Source organism: Ruegeria sp. HKCCD6604, assembly GCF_013110635.1.
Classification (GTDB): domain Bacteria; phylum Pseudomonadota; class Alphaproteobacteria; order Rhodobacterales; family Rhodobacteraceae; genus Ruegeria.
Window position 1 is genome coordinate 1,446,352 of sequence record NZ_WVQW01000001.1, and the last position, 21,506, is coordinate 1,467,857.

Below are 21,506 nucleotides of genomic sequence, written 5' to 3' on the forward strand. Positions count from 1 at the left end.
GCTCAAATTTTTCACCGGTGGGCCCGTTACAGGCTCATATGTGTTCCTAGGGCTTCCATGTCAGCCAGCAGCTTGGCCGCGTCGTCGACGATGGTCTGATCATCGCCACCCTTGGCTGCCTCATGCGAGGCGCGGGCGTCTTCGATCAGCTCGTCCAGATGCGCGCGGGTCACTTCATCCACCGGGATGGCCTTTTCGGCCAGGACCGACAGGCTGTCGCCGTTGATCTGGGCAAACCCGCCGGTGACCAGGTATTCGCTGGACCCTTCGGGTGCCTCGACCTTGAGCAGACCGGGGCGCAGCGTGGTGATGGTGGGCGCATGATCGGGCATTGCCGTCATGTCCCCGTCCGCGCCGGGAATCTGGACCGCGCTCGCCTGCAGCGAAGCAAGGCTCCGCTCGGGGCTGACGAGGTCGAATTGCATCGTGTTTGCCATCAGGGATACTCCTTAGGCGGCTTCTGCGGCCATCTTCTCCGCTTTGGCGATCACTTCGTCGATGCCGCCAACCATCAGGAAGGCCGCTTCGGGCAGGTGATCGTATTCGCCGGCCACAACGGCCTTGAACGACGCGATGGTCACATCCAGAGGAACCTGAACGCCGGGCGAACCGGTGAAGACTTCGGCCACGTCGAACGGCTGCGACAGGAAGCGTTCGATCTTACGGGCACGTGCCACGGTCAGTTTGTCCTCTTCCGACAGTTCGTCCATGCCGAGGATGGCGATGATGTCCTGCAACGACTTGTAGCGCTGAAGGATCTGCTGAACGTCGGTCGCAACCTTGTAGTGCTCTTCTCCAACGATGGCCGGATCAAGCAGACGCGAGGTCGAGTCGAGCGGGTCAACGGCCGGATAGATACCCTTTTCCGAGATCGCACGGTTGAGAACGGTGGTCGCGTCAAGGTGGGCAAACGAGGTTGCCGGCGCAGGGTCGGTCAGGTCGTCCGCAGGCACGTAGATCGCCTGAACAGAAGTGATCGATCCCGACTTGGTCGAGGTGATGCGTTCCTGCAAGGCGCCCATGTCGGTGGCCAGTGTCGGTTGGTAGCCCACCGCCGAAGGAATACGACCCAGCAGAGCCGACACCTCGGAACCCGCCTGCGTAAAGCGGAAGATGTTGTCGACGAAGAACAGAACGTCGGTACCGGACTGGTCGCGGAACTGCTCGGCCAAGGTCAGACCGGTCAGAGCAACACGTGCACGCGCACCCGGAGGCTCGTTCATCTGACCATAAACCAGGGCCACTTGGCTTTCCGACAGGTTGTCGGGTTTGATGACGTTCGATTCGATCATCTCGTGGTACAGGTCGTTCCCTTCACGGGTCCGTTCACCAACACCCGCGAACACCGAGAAGCCCGAGTGCACTTTTGCGATGTTGTTGATCAGTTCCATGATCAGAACGGTTTTACCAACGCCGGCACCGCCGAACAGGCCGATCTTACCGCCTTTGGCGTAAGGGGCCAGCAGGTCAACGACCTTGATGCCGGTCACCAGGATTTCCGACTCGGTCGACTGTTCGTCGAACTCGGGCGCGGGCTGGTGGATGGCGCGGGTTTCGGTGGCTTCGACCGGGCCCTTTTCGTCGATCGGTTCGCCGACCACGTTCAGGATGCGGCCCAGGGTGGCGTTGCCGACCGGAACCGAGATCGGTGCGCCGGTGTCGGTCACGGCCTCGCCGCGGACCAGACCTTCGGTCGCGTCCATCGCGATGGTGCGGACAGTGTTTTCACCCAGGTGCTGAGCAACTTCCAACACCAGGCGCTTGCCGTTGTTGGTGGTTTCCAGCGCGTTCAGAATTTCAGGCAGCTGATCTTCGAAGTGCACGTCGACGACGGCCCCGATGATCTGTGTGACTTTGCCTTTTGCATTCGCCATGTTTCGTCTCCGGTTTTCTTACAGCGCTTCGGCGCCGGAAATAATTTCAATCAGCTCGTTGGTGATCACGGCCTGACGCGAGCGGTTGAACTGGATCGTCAGCTTGTCGATCATCTCACCCGCGTTGCGTGTCGCGTTGTCCATCGCGGACATCCGTGCACCCTGTTCGGACGCCCCGTTTTCGAGCAGAGCCGAGAAGATCGCAGTCGCAACCCCCTTGGGCAGCAGGTCGGCCAGAATGGCTTCTTCGCTGGGCTCATAGTCGAAGATGGCACCGCTGTCGTCACCCGCCGCTTCGTCCTCGAACGAGGCAGGGATGATTTGCTGTGCTGTCGGGATCTGGGTCACGACGTTGACGAACTTCGAGTAGAAGATCGTGGCAACGTCGAACTCTCCCCCGTCGAAACGAGACAGGATGTCCTTCGCGATGTCCTGCGCGTTGGCATAGCCAAGACGCTTGACCTCGCTCAGGTCGATATGTCCAACGAACAGATCGCCAAAATCACGCTTGAGCGCGTCGCGACCCTTCTTGCCGACAGTCAGAACCTTGACCGTCTTGCCTTTCAGGCGCAGCTCTTCCGCCTTTTGGCGGGCCAGCTTGGCGATGTTCGAGTTGAAGCCGCCGCAGAGGCCGCGTTCAGCTGTCATGACAACCAGCAGATGGACATCATCGCTGCCCGTTCCACGGAGCAGCTTGGGGGCGCTGTCGCTGCCCCCGACCGAAGCCGCCAGCCCTGCCATCACGGCATTGAACCGTTCGGCATACGGACGCGAGGCTTCGGCAGATTCCTGGGCGCGGCGCAGTTTTGCAGCCGCGACCATCTGCATGGCCTTGGTGATCTTGCGGGTCGATTTGACCGACTCGATCCTGTTTTTAAGGTCCTTAAGATTTGGCATATGCCCGCCTCTCCCTTAAGCGAAGGTTGCGGCGTATTCGTCCAGCGCAGCCTTGATCTTGTCGGAAGCGTCACCCTTGATCTTGGGGTCTTCGTCCGTGATCCACTGAAGCAGATCCGCGTGCTTGCCACGCAGGTGTGCCAGCAGGCCAGCTTCGTAACGGCCAACGTCGGACACATCGATCTTGTCGAGGTAACCGTTGGTACCTGCGAAGATGACGCAGACGATTTCAGCGTTGGTCAGCGGCGAGTACTGCGGCTGTTTCATCAGCTCGGTCAGACGCGCACCACGGTTCAGCAGCTGCTGGGTTGCGGCGTCGAGGTCTGAACCGAACTGCGCAAAAGCAGCCATTTCGCGGTACTGAGCCAGTTCCAGTTTAACCGGACCGGCAACCGACTTCATCGAGTTGGTCTGAGCCGAAGAGCCCACACGCGAAACCGACAGACCGGTGTTCACGGCAGGACGGATGCCCTGGTAGAACAGTTCGGTTTCCAAGAAGATCTGGCCATCGGTGATCGAGATCACGTTGGTCGGAATAAACGCCGAAACGTCACCACCCTGAGTTTCGATAACCGGCAGAGCGGTCAGCGAACCCGCGCCGAAGTCTTCGTTCAGCTTCGCCGAACGTTCCAGCAGACGGGAGTGGAGGTAGAAAACGTCGCCAGGATAGGCTTCACGTCCGGGCGGACGACGCAGCAGCAGCGACATCTGACGATAGGACACAGCCTGTTTCGACAGGTCATCATAGATGATCAGCGCGTGGCGGCCGTTGTCGCGGAAGTATTCAGCCATCGCAGTTGCGGCGTAGGGTGCCAGGAACTGCATCGGAGCCGGGTCCGAAGCGGTTGCGGCCACAACGATCGAATATTCAATCGCACCGGATTCTTCCAGTTTCTTCACCAGCTGTGCAACGGTCGAACGCTTTTGACCGATCGCTACGTAAACGCAGTACAGTTTCTTCGACTCGTCGTCGCCTGCTGCGTCGTTGTAGGTTTTCTGGTTCAGGATTGCGTCCAGAGCAACGGCGGTTTTGCCGGTCTGACGGTCACCAATGATCAGCTCACGCTGGCCACGGCCGATCGGGATCATCGCGTCAACCGATTTCAGGCCGGTTGCCATCGGCTCGTGAACCGATTTACGCGGGATGATGCCGGGGGCTTTCACGTCTGCAACGCCACGCTTGGTTGCGTTGATCGGGCCTTTGCCGTCCAGCGGGTTGCCCAGACCGTCCACAACGCGGCCCAGCAGCTCGTCACCGATCGGAACGTCCACGATCGAGTTGGTGCGCTTGACGGTGTCACCTTCTTTGATGTCACGGTCGGAACCGAAGATAACGACACCGACGTTGTCGCTTTCCAGGTTCAGCGCCATGCCCATGATGCCGCCGGGAAATTCGACCATCTCACCGGCTTGCACATTGTCCAGACCGTATACACGGGCAATCCCGTCACCGACGCTCAGCACGCGACCGATCTCGGCCACTTCGGCTTCCTGACCAAAATTCTTGATCTGGTCCTTCAGGATTGCAGAAATCTCTGCAGCTTGGATTCCCATTTATCCGACCTCTTTCATTGCATTCTGTAGGGAGTTCAGCTTCGAACGGATCGAACTGTCGATCATCTTCGAGCCCACTTTAACGACAAGACCGCCGATGAGGCTTTCATCCACGGTCGCATTGATTGTCACCGTCTTGCCCACGCGCTCGGACAGTGTCTTGGACAGTTTTTCCATCTGGGTCTTGGTCAGCGCCTTGGCCGAGGCGACCTCGGCGGTAACTTCGCCGCGCTCTTCGGCCAGCATGTCGCGCAGAACCTTCAGCAGTTGCGGCAAGACGAACAGGCGGCGCTTCTGCGCCATCAGACCCAGTGTGTTGCGCAGGATGGGGTTCAGACCCATCTTGTCTGCGATCGCAGTGATCGCGCCTTCCTGTTCAGCGCGGGACACCAGCGGCGAGGCGATCAGGTCGCGCAGCTCTGCACTGTCGTCCAGCGCTGCTGCCAGATCATTGATGCCGGATTCCAGACCTGCAAGGTCGTTGTTCTCTTTTGCGATCTCGAAGATCGCGGTGGCATAGCGCTCGGCGATGCCAGTGGAAATCGAAGCTGGTTCGGACACGTCCACCCTTCCGATATTTTGGGCCCCGAATTCGCGTGCGGCAGCTACCCCGGGGGCGTGAAGAAACCCCGTCCTTGAAGGGCGGGGATCAAAATCACCGGGGATGTAGCAGAGCCGAACCAACCAAGCAATACGCTATAGCGGTAACAGAATTATCCACAAATTGTTATTTTTCATTAACTTACGGCAAGTGCGACGGTTTGAACACATTGGCCCAGTTGAAAAATGTTACGAATATGCAGGTTTTTGCGATTCCTGTGACTTTTTTTCCTCTGTTTTTCACATGGAATTGCCCGGGTTTGTCAGGCGGGCTTCAGCAAGCCGTCAAGCGCCTTGATCGGCTTTTTGACCGCATCCTTGGTCACGCTGCCGCTTGGCGGGCGGATATGTTTGCTGACTTCGACCATCAGCACCCCACCTGCCATCACCGTCGGAATCCGCTGGCCGGTCTTTTCGATCAGATTGCCGGATTTCAACCAGAAACGCCGGAATGACGGAGGCATGTACAAGGCCGAGCAATGCACCTCGGGCAGGAAGTGATGCGCCTTGAGCTGGTTTTCCAGCTGAGTCGCAGAGTACGGACGTCCGAACCCGAACGGGGTCTTGTCCGACCGTGACCACAGGCCCGCCCGGTTGGGTACGATGAAGACGGCCCGGCCACCGGGGCCCAGCACGCGCCAGCATTCGTCAAGCAACTGGTTTGGCCGTTCCGACGTTTCCAGCCCATGCATCACCACAAGCTTGTCCACGTGGCCGGTCTCGATCGGCCAGAGGGTTTCTTCGGTCAGGACCGAAACGTTGGGCATGCCTGCCGGCCATGGCATCACGCCCTGTGGTCCCGGCATCAACCCGATGACCCGGCGCGCATCCGACAGGTAAGGGCGCAGCAAAGGCACCGCAAAACCGAATCCCGCCACTGTCTGGCCTTTTGCTTCGGGCCAAAGTTCGATCAGACGCCCGCGAATAGCCGCCTGCGCCGCACGCCCCAATGTGCTGCGGTAATAGAAGTTCCTCAGATCCTGTACATCAAGATGCATTGCGGACATCCGGTCAATCGGCTTAGCTGGGCGTAGTCTAGCAATGAAAGGGCAAAAGGCCATGCCTCTTGAAATCGTTACAATCCCGTGCCTCAGCGACAATTACGCCTTTCTGGCGCATGACGCCGTCACTGGCCAGACCGCCCTGATCGACGCGCCTGAGGCCGCACCGGTCCTGAAGGCGCTGGATGACCGAGGGTGGACACTGTCGCATGTGCTGTTGACCCATCATCACTGGGATCACGTGGACGGGCTGTCGGGGATTTTGGCCAAACAGCCGGCAAAAGTCATCGGGGCCGCCGCTGACGCAAATCGCCTGCCGCCGCTGGATCAGCAAGTTACCGAGGGGGACAGTTTCGAGATCGGCGGCGAACCGGTTCAGGTTCTGGACGTTTCCGGGCACACGGATGGCCATATCGCTTTCTACATGCCGCAGAGTTCCGCCGTGTTCACCGCCGACAGCCTGATGGCGCTGGGTTGTGGGCGCCTGTTCGAGGGCACACCCGCGCAAATGTGGGTCTCTTTGAACAAGCTGGCCGCCCTGCCGGACGACACTTTGGTCTGTTCAGGGCACGAATATACACAATCCAACGCCAAATTCGCGATTACAGTCGATCCCGAAAACCAAGCCTTGAAAGATCGCATTGCGGATATCGACCGCGCGCGTGCGGCCGGAAAAGCCACTGTTCCTTCGACTCTGGCCCTTGAAAAGGCCACAAATCCGTTCCTGAGGGCCGCCGATCCGGCGATTCAGACGAAATTGGGTATGGTGGGCGCTGACCCCGAGGCCGTTTTTGCCGAAATTCGGGCTAGAAAAGACCGGTTCTGATGCCTATTTGCTCCTCTTCAGGGCCACGGTCACAACAAATGTGACTGTCAAGTGAAAGAAAACCCTTGAAGCCGGGCCACGATCAACCAAACTCTAGTATTATGAGGACATGGTTGGGATGGGGTTCCGGCCAAGAAACCGCCCCCTTCTGACCCAAGACAGAGGAGCACCCGCGTGCCTTCATTCTCGAGCACATTGGAACAAGCCATCCACGCGGCCCTGGCGGCTGCGAATGAACGGCGCCATGAATTCGCAACGCTGGAGCATTTGCTGCTGGCCCTTCTGGAAGAACCCGATGCCGTGCGCGTCATGAAAGCGTGCAGTGTCGATTTGGACGAGTTGCGCAGCACTTTGGTGGAGTTCATCGACGAGGATCTTTCGAATCTGGTCACGGATATCGACGGATCCGAAGCCGTACCCACCGCAGCGTTCCAGCGCGTCATTCAGCGCGCGGCGATCCACGTTCAAAGCTCGGGCCGGACCGAAGTGACCGGCGCCAACGTTCTGGTCGCCATTTTCGCCGAACGCGAAAGCAACGCCGCCTATTTCCTGCAAGAACAGGACATGACCCGTTACGATGCGGTCAATTTCATCGCGCATGGCGTCGCCAAGGATCCTGCCTATGGCGAAAGCCGCTCGGTATCCGGTGCGGATCAGGTGGAAGAAGACGCCCAGACCACATCCGGCGAAGCCGAACAGAAAGAAAGCGCGCTGGGAAAATACTGCGTGGATCTGAACGCCAAGGCTCGAGCGGGCGATGTCGATCCGCTGATCGGACGCTCGGATGAAGTGGAACGCTGTATCCAGGTGCTGTGCCGCCGCCGCAAGAACAACCCGCTGCTGGTGGGGGATCCGGGTGTGGGCAAGACCGCCATCGCAGAAGGCCTTGCGCACAAGATCGTCGGTGGCGAGGCCCCCGATGTGCTGGCCAATACCACGATCTATTCGTTGGACATGGGCGCGCTGTTGGCCGGAACCCGCTATCGCGGTGATTTCGAAGAACGTCTAAAAGCGGTTGTGACCGAACTGGAGGATCACCCGGACGCGGTGTTGTTCATCGACGAGATTCATACCGTGATCGGTGCCGGGGCGACCTCGGGCGGGGCTATGGATGCCTCGAACCTGCTGAAGCCTGCGCTTCAGGGCGGCAAACTGCGCACCATGGGCTCGACCACCTACAAAGAGTTCCGTCAGCACTTCGAAAAGGACCGTGCGCTGAGCCGCCGGTTCCAGAAGATCGACGTGAACGAGCCTTCGGTAGAAGACAGCGTAAAGATTTTGCGCGGGCTGAAGCCTTATTTCGAAGAGCATCATGACATCAAATACACCGCCGATGCGATCAAGACGGCGGTCGAGCTGTCGGCGCGTTACATCAACGACCGCAAGCTGCCCGACAAGGCCATCGATGTGATCGATGAGGCCGGCGCGGCGCAGCATCTGGTCGCGGAAAGCAAGCGGCGCAAGACCATTGGCGTCAAAGAGATCGAGGCGGTTGTCGCCAAGATCGCGCGTATTCCGCCCAAGAACGTCACCAAGGATGATGCGTTGGTGCTGAAAGACCTCGAAGCATCGCTGAAACGGGTGGTTTTTGGTCAGGATCTGGCAATCGAGGCGCTGTCCAGTGCGATCAAACTGGCCCGCGCCGGTCTGCGCGAACCTGAAAAACCCATCGGCAACTATCTGTTTGCCGGTCCGACGGGGGTTGGCAAGACCGAGGTGGCGAAACAGCTGGCAGATACCCTGGGTGTGGAACTGCTGCGTTTCGACATGTCGGAATACATGGAGAAACATGCGGTTTCCCGCCTGATCGGTGCCCCTCCGGGCTATGTCGGGTTTGATCAGGGTGGTCTGCTGACCGACGGTGTCGACCAGCATCCGCATTGCGTGTTGCTGCTGGACGAAATCGAAAAGGCCCACCCGGACGTGTTCAACATCCTGTTGCAGGTGATGGACCACGGCGAGCTGACCGATCACAACGGGCGCACGGTGAATTTCCGCAACGTGGTGCTGATCATGACCTCGAACGCGGGCGCGCAGGAACAGGCCAAGGCCGCCATCGGCTTCGGTCGCGATCGGCGCGAAGGCGAAGACACGGCCGCGATCGAGCGCATGTTCACACCGGAATTCCGCAACCGTCTGGATGCCGTGATCTCCTTCGCACCGCTGCCGAAAGAGGTCATTTTGCAGGTAGTCGAGAAATTCGTCCTACAGCTTGAGGCACAACTGCTGGATCGTGGCGTGACCATCGACCTGACCCCAAAAGCTGCCGAGTGGCTGGCCGACAAGGGATATGACGACAAGATGGGTGCACGCCCGCTGGGTCGCGTGATCCAGGAGCACATCAAGAAACCCCTGGCCGAAGAGCTGTTGTTCGGCAAGTTGGCCAAGGGCGGCGTGGTTCGTGTCTCGGTCAAGAAAGGCGAACTGGATCTTGAAATTCTTGGCCCGGACCAACGGCGCATTTCAGGAGACAAACCACCTCTGTTGACGGCAGACTGACCGGAAAACAGACAATTCCTTTAAAGCCCGGCGATCCCCATCGCCGGGCTTTTTCTCTGCTGGCAGCATAAAATGCGACGGAAAAAGACTTCTGCTGCGTGTCATCTTCAATGATGAACGCAAGACAGGGATCGACACGTGAGCAAAATTTCAATCCTCTGGGGCGCCGCCTTTGCCCTATCCGCCGTTGCCGCTGTGGCAACTGCACAGCACCGGTTTCGCTATCACGACGAAACGACCGCAGAACCGCTGAGGTTGGTGCCCGCAACCGAAAACCCCGGGAAAAGCAGCGCCTCGGTGAAAGAAAAAGGCGGAAAAATCAAAGTGACGGGCAATGGTATTCCTGATCATCTGGTTGGCCGGTTTCCAAACCAAGGCAATCCGCACCAGATCGAACAGCAGAAGGTCAGGTTGAAATTGCCTGCAAATCCAACGGCCAAAGGTGCAATCACACCGCTGCAAATGGGGTGGAACTTTGGCGTGTCACTCAACGGGGTTGTGTTCGACCCGCTGGCGGCCGAGTTCTGGCATGGCGACCCCGGATCCGGGTGGTCCTACAATGCTCTGGGTGGCGCTGTTTCCTTGGGATTGGACGCCAATTTTGCCCATGTACAGCCGAATGGAAAATATCACTATCACGGTGTACCGACAGGGTTGGTCAAGCTGCTTGGATGGTCACCGTCCGAGCATTCACCCTTGATCGGCTATGCCGCAGATGGTTTCCCGATATATGCCGTCACTGGCGTCGTAGGGGGCAAAGTGACCGAAATGACGTCGTCCTATCGTCTGAAAACCGGCAACCGGCCGGGTGGCGCTGCGCCGGGCGGGCGGCATGACGGCACCTTCAACGAGGACTACGTTTTTGTTCAGGGTCACGGCAATTTGGACCAATGCAACGGCGCCTTCACCGTTTCAGCAGAATACCCTTCAGGAACCTATGCGTACTTTCTGACCGAGGATTACCCCGTGGTACCCCGGTGTTTCATGGGCACTCCGGATCAAAGCTTTCGCTTTGGCAGACGGTAATCGGTTTGACCCCATCACGCAGATTACCCAGGCAAGAGGCATGGGTTTTGCTATCTTTCCGTGAGTTTCAGCTCGATCCGGCGGTTCTGTGCCCGCGCTTCGGGCGTGTCAGCCGGATTGACCGGCTGGAATTCACCAAACCCGTTTGCTGCCAGACGATTGGGCGGGATGCCCAGCGCGTCGACCATATAGCGCACGACAGACAACGCGCGACCCTGGCTGAGTTCCCAGTTGTCTCGGTATCGGCCTGAACCGGCCAGCGGAACGTTGTCGGTGTGGCCGTCGACCCGGATCACCCAGTTCAGACCGGGTGGAATTTCGGCGGCGACACTGCGCAGGATGTTGGCAACTTTCGCAACCTCCTGCTGCCCTTCCGCGGACAGCACGGCTGATCCTGTCGGAAACAAAACCTCGGACGAGAAGACAAAGCGGTCGCCTTCAATCCGCACGCCTTCCTGATCGCCAAGGACGTCCCGAAGACGTCCGAAGAATTCCGAACGATAGCGTTGCAGATCTTCCGCCTGCGCTGCCAGTTCCTCATTCTGACCGGCCAGGGCTTCGGCCTCGGCCTCGAGACGCAGACGTTCGGCTTCTTCCAGCAGGCGGCGGCGGCGTTCTTCCGAAGCGGCACGGGCCAGCGCGGCATTCAGGTCCTGCCCCAAAGTCTGGATTTGGATCTCGGCGGCCTCGTTGCGCTCTTCGAAATCGTCCAGCAGGGCCTGCAATGACCCCAACTGCCCGCGCAGGGCGGCAATCTGCTGGTTCAGCAGGGCAGCCTCACGCTGGGCCTCGGCAGAGATTTCTTTCTCCTCCGACAAGGTCGACTCGGCCAGCGCCAGCAAGGCCTGCCTTTGTTCGGCCAGAGTGCGTTGCTCATCAGCATCCGCCTGCGCTTGCGTTTGCGCCTCCAGGGCGGCTTCAAGCTGGGCGCGCAATTCCTCAGGGCTCACGTCGCCGAATTGCCGCTCAAGCTCGGCCCGCGCGGCTTGCGCGGCGGCCAGAAGGGTCAACGTGTCTTCGGCCTCTTTGCGTTGTGCCTCCAACGCGAGCGTCATGGCCGTCAGCTCGGCATCTGCATCCTGAAGGCGGCTTCGCAATGCTTCGGCAGCGGCAGCTTCGGCCAGACGGGCGGCTTCCTCATCGCTCAGTTGCTGTTCAAGGGCCGTGATTTCCGCCGCGCGTTCCTTGCCGCTTTGCTCGAGATCCGCGACCAGTGCCTCCAGCGCCTCGCGGCGGGCGGCAGCCAAACGGGCCGCTTCGGTCTGTGCATCGATTTCGTCGCGACTTTGCGCAAGGGCGAGGTTCAGCGCCTCTTGTTCCGTCAGCAATTGCGCGCGCTCGGTCTCAAGCGCGGCAATGTCGCCCAAAGCCTGTTCCTGTTCGGCAAGCAGCGCCGCAACCTGTGCTTCGAAATCCGTGATACGGGTCTGCGCCTGATCCAGCGCGGCGGCCTGACGGTCGCGTTCGGTGGTTAGTGAGGCGATCAATGACTGCGCTTGCGCCAGATCGTCTTCGGCCTGCGACAGCGTCGTGTTCAACGCACCCAGCCTTGCCTGCAAGCGGCTGTTTTCACGCTCTTCCAAACCCAGCGCGCCCGCAAGCGCTGCAACCTCGTCTGCCAGTGTCGTCAGTTCGTCTTCCTGCCCCGAGATGGTTTCGCGCAACACGAACTGAATCACCATAAAGATGGTCAGAACGAAAGTCAGCACCATCAACAGCCCCGTCATCGCGTCCACAAATCCGGGCCAGACCGAGCCCTGAAAGCGTTGACCGGTGCGGCGGGACAGCGCCATGGGCTACTCTCCTTCCGGCGTGGTGCGCACCGCACCCCGCGGCAGGGTCAGGGCCTTGACCAGCAGTTCGATATCCTTGCGGAATTCGTTCATGCTTTCCTGCCGACCCGCCGAAATCTCTTCGAGAATGCGCAGCAGTTGCACATCCATTGAGCGCAGGCGCATCCGGCTTTCGGCGTCGATGCCATCGCCTGCACCGTGTTCGCGCATGTGGTCAAGCAACGCATCCTGCCCCAGCGCGACACGCTCCAGAGCAGACGTGACGCTTTCGGTATTGGCCTGACGATTGTTCATCTCGGCAATCACATCGACCAGTTGCCCCAGCTTGGCCGAAACCTCAGCCCGCTCACTTTCCTGAGCGGCAAACAGATCCTGCAATGCATCCATCTGTTCGGACATGGCATCCAGCACAGGTGTCAGTACGGCGATCTCTGCCCCGCCCTCTTCGCCGCCGGCAAATCCAACGCGGGTGATCGAGGACAGCCATTCTTCGAGCTCGCGATAGAAGCGGTTCTGCCCGTGCCCGGCAAACACTTCGAGCAGACCAACAATCAGCGATCCCGCCAGACCCAGCAGAGACGACCCGAACGCAACACCCATCCCCTGCAACTGCGCCTCGAGCCCCGTCATCAGACGATTGAAGACGGCCAGCCCCTCTTCGCCTTCCTGCGGGTTCAGGCTGCGGATTGTGTCGACAATGGCTGGAACGGTTGTCGCCAGGCCGAAGAATGTACCCAGCAGACCCAGATAGATCAGAACATTGGTTATATAACGCGTGATTTCCCGTTCTTCTTCGACACGCTCGGCCACGGAATCCAGAATGGACCGGGTTGAGGTGGAGCTGATCTGTGAGCGCGCGCCTCGCTCGCGCAGCAGCGAAGCCAAAGGCGCCAGCAACTGTGGTGTGCGCGCATCTTCGCGAACAACACCACCGACAAAGGCCTCGATCCAGCGCACGGACCCGATCAGCTGCGTAACCTGATAAAAACAGGCGAAGACGCCGATAAAGAACACAATCAGGATGAAGCCATTCAGATACGGATTGGCATAAAAAACCGGCAAAACGTATGGCAGCGCCAGAAACACCCCCAGCCCGGACAGGCCGATCGCCATCAACATCAACAGAATTTGTCGAATTGGATGCGAGAAATGGGGTCTCGCGCCCTGATGTGCCTGCGCCATGCGCGTGGTTCCCGGTATTTGCCTGCTTTGCGTCGAATCTAGCGGGATTCCGCGCGTGACGCCAAGAGTTTATGCGGTGATGTCGCGCACCCGTTGCGCCAACCACTCAAGATCATGGTCACGCAGCCCGATCTCGGCCAGATGTTCTACGGTGTTGTAAAGATATTCGTCATTCGGACCGCGCCCGCCAACCGCATGGGCGATGATCCGGGCCTGTTCCTCCAACGGCATCCCGCCGCAATACTGGACGTGGTCGGCATCGATCACATAGGTAACGGCATTGACGATTTCGCCGTTTTCCAGGTGCACATCCAGCATACGTTCAACATAGGCCGAGGAAATCAGCTCGCGCTCGCGCAGCTCGTGCAGCGTACGGTCTTCGTGACCCGCCTCGACCGCAAGGGCCAAACCGGTGCAACTTGCGTTCTCCTGTTCGTCCAGTGCCAGCACCAGGCCGGGTTTTTCTTCGGTCCCGCGATGGTGGATCGAGCTCATGCAGAAGGACCGGGAATAACCATGAAGTGTCGCGCGTTCACTGCGTGCCACCGGAAAGCCCGGATTCCACAGCAGTGATCCATATCCGAATACCCACATCGTCATTGCACTGGTCCTTGCCTGTTTCGGCCTATAAACATCAATTCCAAGGCGGGAAAAAGGGCCTTTCGAATGCGTCTGATACGAGTGTTGATTTTTGTTTCCCTGGCATGGAGCGCCTATTGGTTCGTGGCCGGATATGGCCTGCGCTCTGCGATCACTGGCTGGTTCGAACAGCAGGAGGCGCGCGGCTGGCAAGCGGATTTCTCGAATGTCGCGACAGCGGGCTATCCGACCCACCACATGACCCGTCTGAACAATCCGGCTCTGGCGGATCCGGTGAACGGCACGGCATGGAGCGCGGATTGGATCGAATTCAAAAGCCCCGCCATCTGGCCCGGTCGTCAGATATTGCGGTTCGCGGACACACCGCAACGCCTGTCATATTTCGACCAGACATCAACAATTGTGGCCGACGAATTGCTTGCCGAGCTGCAATTGCAGCCCGGCGTCTCGCTCGTGCTGGAGAAAATGGCTTTGACGGCCGGAGCCTGGTCGGTGACGGAAAACTCCACCAAGCTGGCCTCGGGCGACACGCTGAGCCTGATCATGGAACAAACGCCAATTTCAGAAGCCTATTCCATCACGGCCCGCGCGGATGGGTTTACACCGGGGGAAAAACTGCGGGCCCTGATGCATTCCGCAAGTTCATTACCGCAGAGCTTTGAGACGCTGGAACTGGATATGGTCACCACTTTCGACAAGGTTTGGAGCCGGTCCGCCCTCGAAGACAGCCGTCCGCAGCCCGTGGCCATCGATCTGCGTCTGGCCGAGATCAAATGGGGTGAGCTGCGCCTGTTCGCGACAGGCGATCTGGATGTGGACGCCCAAGGTATCCCGACTGGAGAGATTGCCGTCAAAGCCGAAAACTGGCGGGATATGATCGCAATGGCAAACGCGGCAGGAGCCCTTCCTGATCAGGCCGTAGATCCCGTCACCCGAGGGCTGAACTTTCTGGCAGGGCTGGGCGGAAACCCCAACGCGCTGGATCTGCAACTGAATTTCCGCGATGGTTTCGTGGCGCTCGGGCCGCTGCCTTTGGGCCCTGCCCCGCGCCTGATCCTGCGTTAACGGCAGTAGGGTCCGCTGCGATAGCGGGCCGTATCAAGGTGGAAATGATCCTTGTGATAGCGATCGGAATTCGGTCCCAGCACGGTACCAAACGGGCCGCACGCCCCGCGCCAGATCTTCTTGAGCTGTTTCTGAGACGGGTTCTTGCGCCACCCGTTCAGGACGGTCACCACCTCACCGTCAGCCATTTTGAAACCTGAGATATCGATCGCACGACCCTTGCCATGTTCGGATATCCGCGCGCCTTTACGGTTGTTGCGGGTTCGGCAGGCATAATGGGCGGCGATTTGCAACTCGACCACGGGTCCGCGGCGTTTGAAGGTGGGTTTGACGGTCTTGTCGACCCACTTGTTCAACGCAATGGCGGTGCCGCAATCCATCGTCGAGGGGCGGCTGAGCATCACACCCGAAACCGAGGTGATCTGTACCGCATCCTTGACACCACAGGCTGAATTCTTGCTGCCCACCCGACCAACAGGCTTGCCCTGAATGGCAATATCCCCGCAAACAGACCCTTTGCGCAGCTTGCGCCTTTTGAACAACACCTGCTGTTCGACGGACTTGGGTCGCAAATAAGGCATCAAGGACGTGTCCGGCCCCAGAAGTGGCAGTTCCGACGGGCGCGCCGCCGCAGCGGTGACTTGCGGGGAAACCGGACGCGAAACCGGACGCAGGTTGGCAGTGTCAGAAGGGGCAGGCGCGCTGACAGACTGCTGAACAGTCAAAGGGCGCATGAGGGGCACCAAAGACTGGTCAAGGGGCGCGGCCTGAACCGGCGCGGCGCTCAAAGCCACGACCCCGATCAGAATATGCCCCCAACGCAGTTTCATGAACTTGCCTTTCCCCGCCCAAAGTCCGGCGCATCCGTATCCTGCCCGGCATCGATGATGCCGCGACGAATAGCACGGGTGCGGGTGAAGTAGTCAAACAAATGATCGCCGTCGCCGGTGCGTATGGCGCGTTGCAGGGCAAAAAGCTCTTCGGTGAACCGGCCCAGGATTTCCAGCGTCGCATCCTTGTTGGACAGGAACACATCCCGCCACATGGTCGGGTCGGACGCGGCAATCCGGGTGAAGTCGCGGAAGCCGGCGGCCGAATATTTGATGACTTCGCTGTCGGTTACCCGTCGCAGATCGTCGGCCACGCCAACCATCGTGTAGGCAATCAGGTGCGGCGCATGGGACGTTACGGCGAGGACCAGATCGTGATGATCCGCATCCATCTCATCGACATTCGACCCCATACCCTCCCAAAGCGCGCGCAGGCGGGCAATGGCATCCGGGTCCGAACCCTCGACCGGGACCAACAGGCACCAGCGATTGTCAAAGAGTTCGGCAAACCCGGATTCAGGGCCGGAATGCTCGGTCCCTGCCAAAGGATGCGCCGGGACGAAATGCACACCGTCGGGGATATGCGGTTGCACCGCCCGAATGACGCCCCGCTTGACCGAACCCACATCCGAAACGGTGGCACCGGGTTTCAGCACGGATGCAATTTCTTCTGCAACTGCGCCCATAGCCCCCACAGGCACGCAGAGCACGACAAGATCGGCGCCTTCGGCCGCCTCGCGTGCCGTGTCGCAAACACGGTCACACAATCCGATCCTGCGCGCGGTTTCACGGGACTTTTCAGACCGGGCATAACCCGTCACTTCCCCGGCCAGCCCTGCACGTTTCATCGCCCAGAACATGGACGAAGCAATCAGGCCCAGCCCGATCAGCGCAACGCGGTCGTAAATCTGGCTCATGCTGCGCCCTCTTTGAATGCAGTGATCGCCGCAACCACACGGCGGCAGGCTTCTTCGTCGCCCACGGTGATCCGCAAGGCGTTCGGCAGGTTGTAGCCTGCAACCCGGCGGACAATCAAACCCTGCGTTTTCAGGTAGTCATCGCAGGCCTCGGCCTCGGCCTGATCGGCGAAACGCGCTAGGATGAAGTTGGTGCAGGACGGGTCCGACGGCACGCCTGTCTCGGCCAATTGATCGGCCAGCCACACACGAAGGCGCGCGTTTTCGGCCTGACAGAAGGTCAGGAATTCCACATCGTTTACCGCAGCTTCAGCCGCCGCCAATGCGGTCATTGACAGGTTGAAGGGCTGGCGCACCCGGTTCAGCACGTCGATGATCGGGCGGTGCGCATAGCCCCATCCGACACGCATTCCGCCCAGCCCGTACACCTTTGAGAAGGTGCGCGTCATGATTACATTCTCATGGGCGTCAACCAGCGACGCCCCGCCATCGAACCCATCGACAAACTCCGCATAAGCGCCATCAAGAACCATCAGGCAGGCGTCGGGCAGACCCAACGCCAGACGTTCCAGTTCGTCGTTCGGGATCATGGTCGAAGTTGGATTCCCGGGGTTGGTGACAAACACGATCCGCGTCTGCCCCGTCACCGCGGCGAGAATGGCATCCACATCCACCTTGCGGTCACGTTCGGCCACCATGACCGGCGTCGCGCCGGCCATGCGGGCGATGATCGGGTACATGGAAAACCCGTGCTCGGTATAGATCACCTCGTCCCCCGGCCCCGCGTAGGCCTGGGCGACGAATTGCAATACCTCGTCGCTGCCGACACCGCAGATGATCCGCGCAGGGTCCAGCCCATGGCGTGCGCCGATGGCCGCGCGCAGGCTCGCGTGGTCGGTGCTGGGATAACGATGCAGAGTGGCCGCGCTGTCGCGCACCGCCTCTATGGCCTTGGGACTGGGTCCAAACGGGTTCTCGTTCGAGCTCAGCTTGATCACATGCTCCACTCCCGCCACATGCGACTGGCCGCCCTGATACAGCGCGATGTCCATAATGCCGGGTTGTGGGGTGATCTTGGTCATGAGAGGCTCCGTTGAATGGGCCTCTCATACCTGTCTCAAAGGTTTGAGAAAAGCGGCAATTCCCTCATGCGGCCTTGAAGCGCGCTGTTGCCGGGTCAGCGTTGTAGTAAGGCGTGAATTCTTCGGTCCGGTGCGACAGGTCATTGACGCTGTCGATGATGAACTGAACCGTCTCTTCGCTCATCAGATATGAGAAATTCAGACGCACCCAGCCGGGTTTTTTCATTTCTTCCCCGGCGGACAAGGCAGCGTGCAGCGCCTCTGACGTTGCCTGATCGATCCCCAGCAAGCGGTGGGCGTAGGGTCCGGCACAGGCACAGCCGCCCCGCGCCTGAATGCCGTAGATATCGCTGAGCATCCGCGTGAACAGCTGCTGATGCACGGGCTGGCCCGCATTGTCGCGCACCAGGAAGGAAAAGATCGGCAGACGGTGCGCTTTCTCGACCCCAAGCAGGGTCAGGTTCGGGTTGTTCTTCCAGCCGTCCAGCGCCATTTGATTGTACTGCGCCTCACGCCGGGCGATTTCGTCCGTTCCGACGACATCCTTGACGATGAAGGCCAGCGCCGCACGAACGTCTCCGATCACGTTGGGCGTCCCGGCCTCTTCCCGGGTGGACAGATCGGTGCTGTAGTCATGTCGCCACGGTGACACGAAACTGACGGTTCCACCGCCGGGCCAGCTGGGGCACGTCCGTTTCACGGCCGATTGGTTCACAACCAAAACACCTGACGCGCCCGGGCCACCGGGAAACTTGTGCGGCGAAACCACGATCGCATCCTTTCGGGCCCCTTCCGGCCCCATGTCCATCGGCAAGTAGGGCCCACCACCGGCATAGTCCCAAACGGCCAAGGCACCATACGCCTTGAGCATCCGCGTGACCGGATCAGGATCGGTAACAATGCCCGTTACGTTGGACGCGGCAGAAAACGAACCGACCACCAAATCGGCATCCACATGGGCCTCCAGAGCGGCTTTCAGCGCATGCAGGTCCACACCACCGCCCTCGGCCTCGGGGATTTCGATGACACGTGCCTTGCTTTCGCGCCACGGCAGAATGTTTGAGTGATGCTCGTACGGGCCGATCAAGACAATCGGCTGGTCAGCCTCTGCCACCCCTAGCAGGCTGACCAACCGATTGAGCCCCGCAGTGGCGCCGGACCCGGTAAAGATCACCGCGTCCTCTTCCCGAGCACCAACAATGCGGGCTATTTCCGCCCGCGCTTCGCGGCGCAGACGTGTCATGTAGGACCCACAGTAGGAGGCCTCGGTGTGACTGTTTGCGTAAAACGGCAATACGTCCTGCGCCACAAAATCCTCGACCTGCCGCAACGCGCGGCCCGAAGCGACGTAATCCGCATAGACAAGCGGCACGTCTCCAAGCAGACCCGGGATCAGAACGTTCTCGCCGATCAGCCCATCGCGCAGATTTGAATTGTGAGCGGTGGAACAGAGTTCCGCACGAAATTTGGACAGGGTCATGACATTGGCTCCTTACTGCCATACCAATGTGATATTTCTGGCCCGAGGAAACTTCACATATCTTTGCGTGGATTTTAAAAAATTTGTGTCATATGATCAGTTATGACATCAAAAATAGATCAAATTGATACACGCATTCTGAAAGAGCTGCAAAAGGACGCCACCCTGTCACAGCGGGAATTGGCGGATCGGGTTGGCCTGTCCCAGAATGCCTGCTGGCGGCGCTTGAAGGCCCTGAACGAAAACGGTGTGCTGATCGGATCCACGGCCCGCATCGCACGAGAAGAACTGGGGTTGAGCCTTGTGGTCTTCGTCATGCTCCGCACCCGACACCACTCTGCCCAGTGGCTTCAGGCGTTTCGGAGCCATGTTCTGACAATCCCGGAAGTGGTGGATTTTCATCGGATCGGAGGGGATTACGACTATCAGCTGAAAGTCGTAACGCAGGACATGTCGTCATATGACAAGGTCTATCAACGATTGATCGAAAAGGTCGAGCTGGACAGCGTGACCTCGTATTTCGCGATGGAAGCGATCGCCGAAGGCAGGCCCCTGCCGATCTGACCGGCACTTCATCTGGCCTCAAATCACACCAGCGGAAGCGCGGGAATGTCGCGATGAGGGCAGCGCCATGGGCAAACCAAAAAAAAGACCGCGCAAAAGCGCGGCCTTTCGGAATTCGATTTCGGCGAAGATCAGTTCTTCGCGTAGAATTCGACGACCAGGTTCGGTTCCATGACGACCGGGTAAGGCACATCGCTGAGGCCCGGCGCGCGCACGAACGTCGCGGTCATTTTCGAGTGGTCGGCGTCGATGTAGTCAGGAACGTCGCGCTCGGCCAGCGCAGCGGCTTCCAGGACAACAGCCAGTTGCTTGGACTTGTCGCGCACCTCGATCACGTCGCCTTCTTTGACTCGGTAGGACGGGATGTTGACCCGCTTTCCGTTCACTTTGACGTGGCCGTGGTTCACGAACTGGCGTGCGGCAAAAACAGTTGCGACAAACTTGGCGCGGTAGACCACAGCGTCCAGGCGGCGCTCCAGCAGGCCGATCAGGTTTTCACCGGTGTCGCCCTTCACACGCTCGGCTTCGGCGTAGATGCGGCGGAACTGCTTCTCGGTCAGGTCGCCGTAGTAGCCTTTCAGCTTCTGCTTGGCCCGCAGCTGAAGACCGAAGTCCGACAGTTTGCCCTTGCGGCGCTGGCCATGCTGGCCGGGGCCGTATTCGCGACGGTTGACCGGGGATTTCGGACGACCCCAGATGTTTTCGCCCATCCGGCGGTCGATTTTGTACTTGGCAGACGTGCGTTTGGTCACGGCTGATCTCCTTCGTTAGGTCGAAGCCCTGACGGGCCACTATGAAGGGCGTTGTCCTCTTGAGGTCTCCCCCATGACAGGCATCCCCTTGCGGGGGCCACCAACACCAATGAAGCCGCGCTTATATCCGCAATGCTGGCGGAGTCAACACAGCATTCCGCAAAGTTCAGAAAAACGATCAGGGCAGACAGCCAGCGAACCCGGCAGCGCGCCGAAACCGTCTGGCGGTACCTTGAAAACTTAGTTTGAGGTCGGGAAAGAAACTACCGTCGCGCTGCTTTTCGCGGCGGGGTTTGGGATCATCGCAAGCTCGGTCACTTCAACAATCCAGAACTCTTCGTCCCGTGGCGGGCAAGCGCCTTCGAACACGAGAGCCCGCGACGTATCGTTGCCATCGGCAACAAGCTTGGCAGAGAACTTCTGCGCACCATTGGTAAGGGTAAGGGTTCCGGCCACGTGGCCTGGAATGTCACGGACAATTGGAAAGTGGCTGTTCACCTGACTGGCAACGCCCCCGACATTTCCTATTTTTTCGATGCTTTGTTCGGCAGCCTCGCTCATGACGATTGCTTGACCACGCCATGACCATGCCGATCCGATCGCCAAACAGGAAAGAGGAGCATCTTCAAGCCCGTCAATTTCCGTCTGACACCAGGAAATAGCTATTTGACCGTTTGTTCCGGCTCTCATCTGCCCACTCGCACTTACAACACCCCAACACTTAATTTTATCCTTATCAGCACAAATTCCGGCGGAAAAGAGACAGAACTGCAGCAATCACAAGATTGTTGTTAATGTGACTCAATATTTGGCGCCATCCGTCAGGGGTGACGGCCCGTCGATGACGGTTGTGGTCAGCGATGGCCGAAACCGATGCCAGATATCAATTCCAATTCATCGGAGAACATGTGGAACGCTGTCCCGACAACTGCGGGTACAACGCTCAGAGCAACGGGGGCAGTGT

General features: G+C 59.4%; 20 protein-coding genes. 5 read left to right on the forward strand and 15 right to left on the reverse strand.

Features of this window, described 5'->3' with window-relative positions; all coding sequences use genetic code 11:
• Positions 1-26: 26 nt before the first annotated feature.
• The 6 genes from GS614_RS07200 to GS614_RS07225 all read right to left on the reverse strand — a co-directional run bounded on the left by GS614_RS07200 (position 27) and on the right by GS614_RS07225 (position 5,923).
• Complete coding sequence (locus GS614_RS07200) at positions 27-437, reverse strand: F0F1 ATP synthase subunit epsilon (RefSeq protein ID WP_171118811.1); 411 nt, start codon at positions 435-437, stop codon at positions 27-29.
• A 12-nt stretch (positions 438-449) separates the two neighbouring features.
• Positions 450-1,874, reverse strand: a complete 1,425-nt coding sequence (gene atpD / locus GS614_RS07205; protein WP_152459011.1) for a F0F1 ATP synthase subunit beta — start codon at positions 1,872-1,874, stop codon at positions 450-452.
• 18 nt (positions 1,875-1,892) lie between these two features.
• The gene (locus tag GS614_RS07210; protein WP_171118815.1) at positions 1,893-2,771 is read right to left on the reverse strand and encodes a F0F1 ATP synthase subunit gamma; all 879 of its coding nucleotides are present in this window, start codon (positions 2,769-2,771) and stop codon (positions 1,893-1,895) included.
• Between the two features lie 15 nt (positions 2,772-2,786).
• Positions 2,787-4,325 (reverse strand): F0F1 ATP synthase subunit alpha, encoded by a 1,539-nt coding sequence (gene atpA, locus GS614_RS07215; RefSeq protein ID WP_152459013.1) that lies wholly within the window; start codon positions 4,323-4,325, stop codon positions 2,787-2,789.
• A complete protein-coding gene (locus GS614_RS07220) occupies positions 4,326-4,886 on the reverse strand; it encodes a F0F1 ATP synthase subunit delta (RefSeq protein ID WP_170346038.1) in 561 nt (186 codons plus the stop codon).
• Between the two features lie 302 nt (positions 4,887-5,188).
• Positions 5,189-5,923: a class I SAM-dependent methyltransferase gene (locus GS614_RS07225; RefSeq protein ID WP_152459015.1), complete on the reverse strand. Its 735-nt coding sequence runs from the start codon at positions 5,921-5,923 to the stop codon at positions 5,189-5,191.
• A 61-nt stretch (positions 5,924-5,984) separates the two neighbouring features.
• Between GS614_RS07225 and gloB the strand changes: the two genes are divergently transcribed.
• The 3 genes from gloB to GS614_RS22090 all read left to right on the forward strand — a co-directional run bounded on the left by gloB (position 5,985) and on the right by GS614_RS22090 (position 10,277).
• Positions 5,985-6,752 carry a hydroxyacylglutathione hydrolase gene (gene gloB, locus GS614_RS07230; RefSeq protein ID WP_171168950.1) on the forward strand — a complete coding sequence of 256 codons (768 nt, stop codon included), beginning with the start codon at positions 5,985-5,987 and terminating at the stop codon, positions 6,750-6,752.
• 174 nt (positions 6,753-6,926) lie between these two features.
• A complete protein-coding gene (clpA, locus tag GS614_RS07235; RefSeq protein WP_171168952.1) occupies positions 6,927-9,251 on the forward strand; it encodes an ATP-dependent Clp protease ATP-binding subunit ClpA in 2,325 nt (774 codons plus the stop codon).
• Between the two features lie 138 nt (positions 9,252-9,389).
• Entirely contained in the window at positions 9,390-10,277 is an 888-nt protein-coding gene (locus GS614_RS22090; protein ID WP_171725840.1) for a YHYH protein, read from the forward strand.
• A 50-nt stretch (positions 10,278-10,327) separates the two neighbouring features.
• Here GS614_RS22090 and GS614_RS07245 read toward each other — a convergent pair whose 3' ends face one another.
• The 3 genes from GS614_RS07245 to GS614_RS07255 form a co-directional block, all read right to left on the reverse strand.
• On the reverse strand, positions 10,328-12,070 hold the full coding sequence (locus GS614_RS07245) for a peptidoglycan -binding protein (protein ID WP_171725841.1): 1,743 nt from the start codon (positions 12,068-12,070) through the stop codon (positions 10,328-10,330).
• Positions 12,071-12,073: 3 nt separating this feature from the next.
• Positions 12,074-13,252 carry a biopolymer transporter ExbB gene (locus GS614_RS07250; protein WP_171168959.1) on the reverse strand — a complete coding sequence of 393 codons (1,179 nt, stop codon included), beginning with the start codon at positions 13,250-13,252 and terminating at the stop codon, positions 12,074-12,076.
• Positions 13,253-13,321: 69 nt separating this feature from the next.
• On the reverse strand, positions 13,322-13,852 hold the full coding sequence (locus GS614_RS07255) for a gamma-glutamylcyclotransferase (RefSeq protein WP_152459021.1): 531 nt from the start codon (positions 13,850-13,852) through the stop codon (positions 13,322-13,324).
• Between the two features lie 66 nt (positions 13,853-13,918).
• Here GS614_RS07255 and GS614_RS07260 point away from each other — a divergent pair, with 66 nt between their 5' ends.
• Positions 13,919-14,917 carry a DUF2125 domain-containing protein gene (locus GS614_RS07260; RefSeq protein ID WP_171118830.1) on the forward strand — a complete coding sequence of 333 codons (999 nt, stop codon included), beginning with the start codon at positions 13,919-13,921 and terminating at the stop codon, positions 14,915-14,917.
• On the opposite strand, the gene GS614_RS07265 is transcribed toward GS614_RS07260, so the two are convergent.
• The 4 genes from GS614_RS07265 to GS614_RS07280 form a co-directional block, all read right to left on the reverse strand.
• A complete protein-coding gene (locus GS614_RS07265; RefSeq protein ID WP_171615500.1) occupies positions 14,914-15,747 on the reverse strand; it encodes an extensin family protein in 834 nt (277 codons plus the stop codon). The genes GS614_RS07260 and GS614_RS07265 overlap by 4 nt on opposite strands.
• Positions 15,744-16,664 carry a prephenate/arogenate dehydrogenase family protein gene (locus GS614_RS07270; protein WP_171118835.1) on the reverse strand — a complete coding sequence of 307 codons (921 nt, stop codon included), beginning with the start codon at positions 16,662-16,664 and terminating at the stop codon, positions 15,744-15,746. Before GS614_RS07270 ends, GS614_RS07265 begins: the two co-directional genes overlap by 4 nt.
• Positions 16,661-17,746 (reverse strand): histidinol-phosphate transaminase, encoded by a 1,086-nt coding sequence (gene hisC / locus GS614_RS07275; protein ID WP_171725842.1) that lies wholly within the window; start codon positions 17,744-17,746, stop codon positions 16,661-16,663. The genes GS614_RS07270 and hisC overlap by 4 nt, the downstream gene beginning before the upstream one ends.
• Positions 17,747-17,810: 64 nt before the next feature.
• On the reverse strand, positions 17,811-19,226 hold the full coding sequence (locus GS614_RS07280) for an aminotransferase class V-fold PLP-dependent enzyme (RefSeq protein WP_171725843.1): 1,416 nt from the start codon (positions 19,224-19,226) through the stop codon (positions 17,811-17,813).
• A 102-nt stretch (positions 19,227-19,328) separates the two neighbouring features.
• Here GS614_RS07280 and GS614_RS07285 point away from each other — a divergent pair, with 102 nt between their 5' ends.
• Positions 19,329-19,790 carry an Lrp/AsnC family transcriptional regulator gene (locus tag GS614_RS07285; protein ID WP_152459027.1) on the forward strand — a complete coding sequence of 154 codons (462 nt, stop codon included), beginning with the start codon at positions 19,329-19,331 and terminating at the stop codon, positions 19,788-19,790.
• A 131-nt stretch (positions 19,791-19,921) separates the two neighbouring features.
• Here the strand turns inward: GS614_RS07285 and rpsD are convergent, their stop codons facing one another.
• Both rpsD and GS614_RS07295 read right to left on the reverse strand, forming a co-directional pair.
• Positions 19,922-20,542 carry a 30S ribosomal protein S4 gene (rpsD, locus tag GS614_RS07290; RefSeq protein ID WP_171725844.1) on the reverse strand — a complete coding sequence of 207 codons (621 nt, stop codon included), beginning with the start codon at positions 20,540-20,542 and terminating at the stop codon, positions 19,922-19,924.
• Between the two features lie 240 nt (positions 20,543-20,782).
• The gene (locus tag GS614_RS07295; protein WP_171725845.1) at positions 20,783-21,319 is read right to left on the reverse strand and encodes a hypothetical protein; all 537 of its coding nucleotides are present in this window, start codon (positions 21,317-21,319) and stop codon (positions 20,783-20,785) included.
• Positions 21,320-21,506 lie beyond the last annotated feature (187 nt).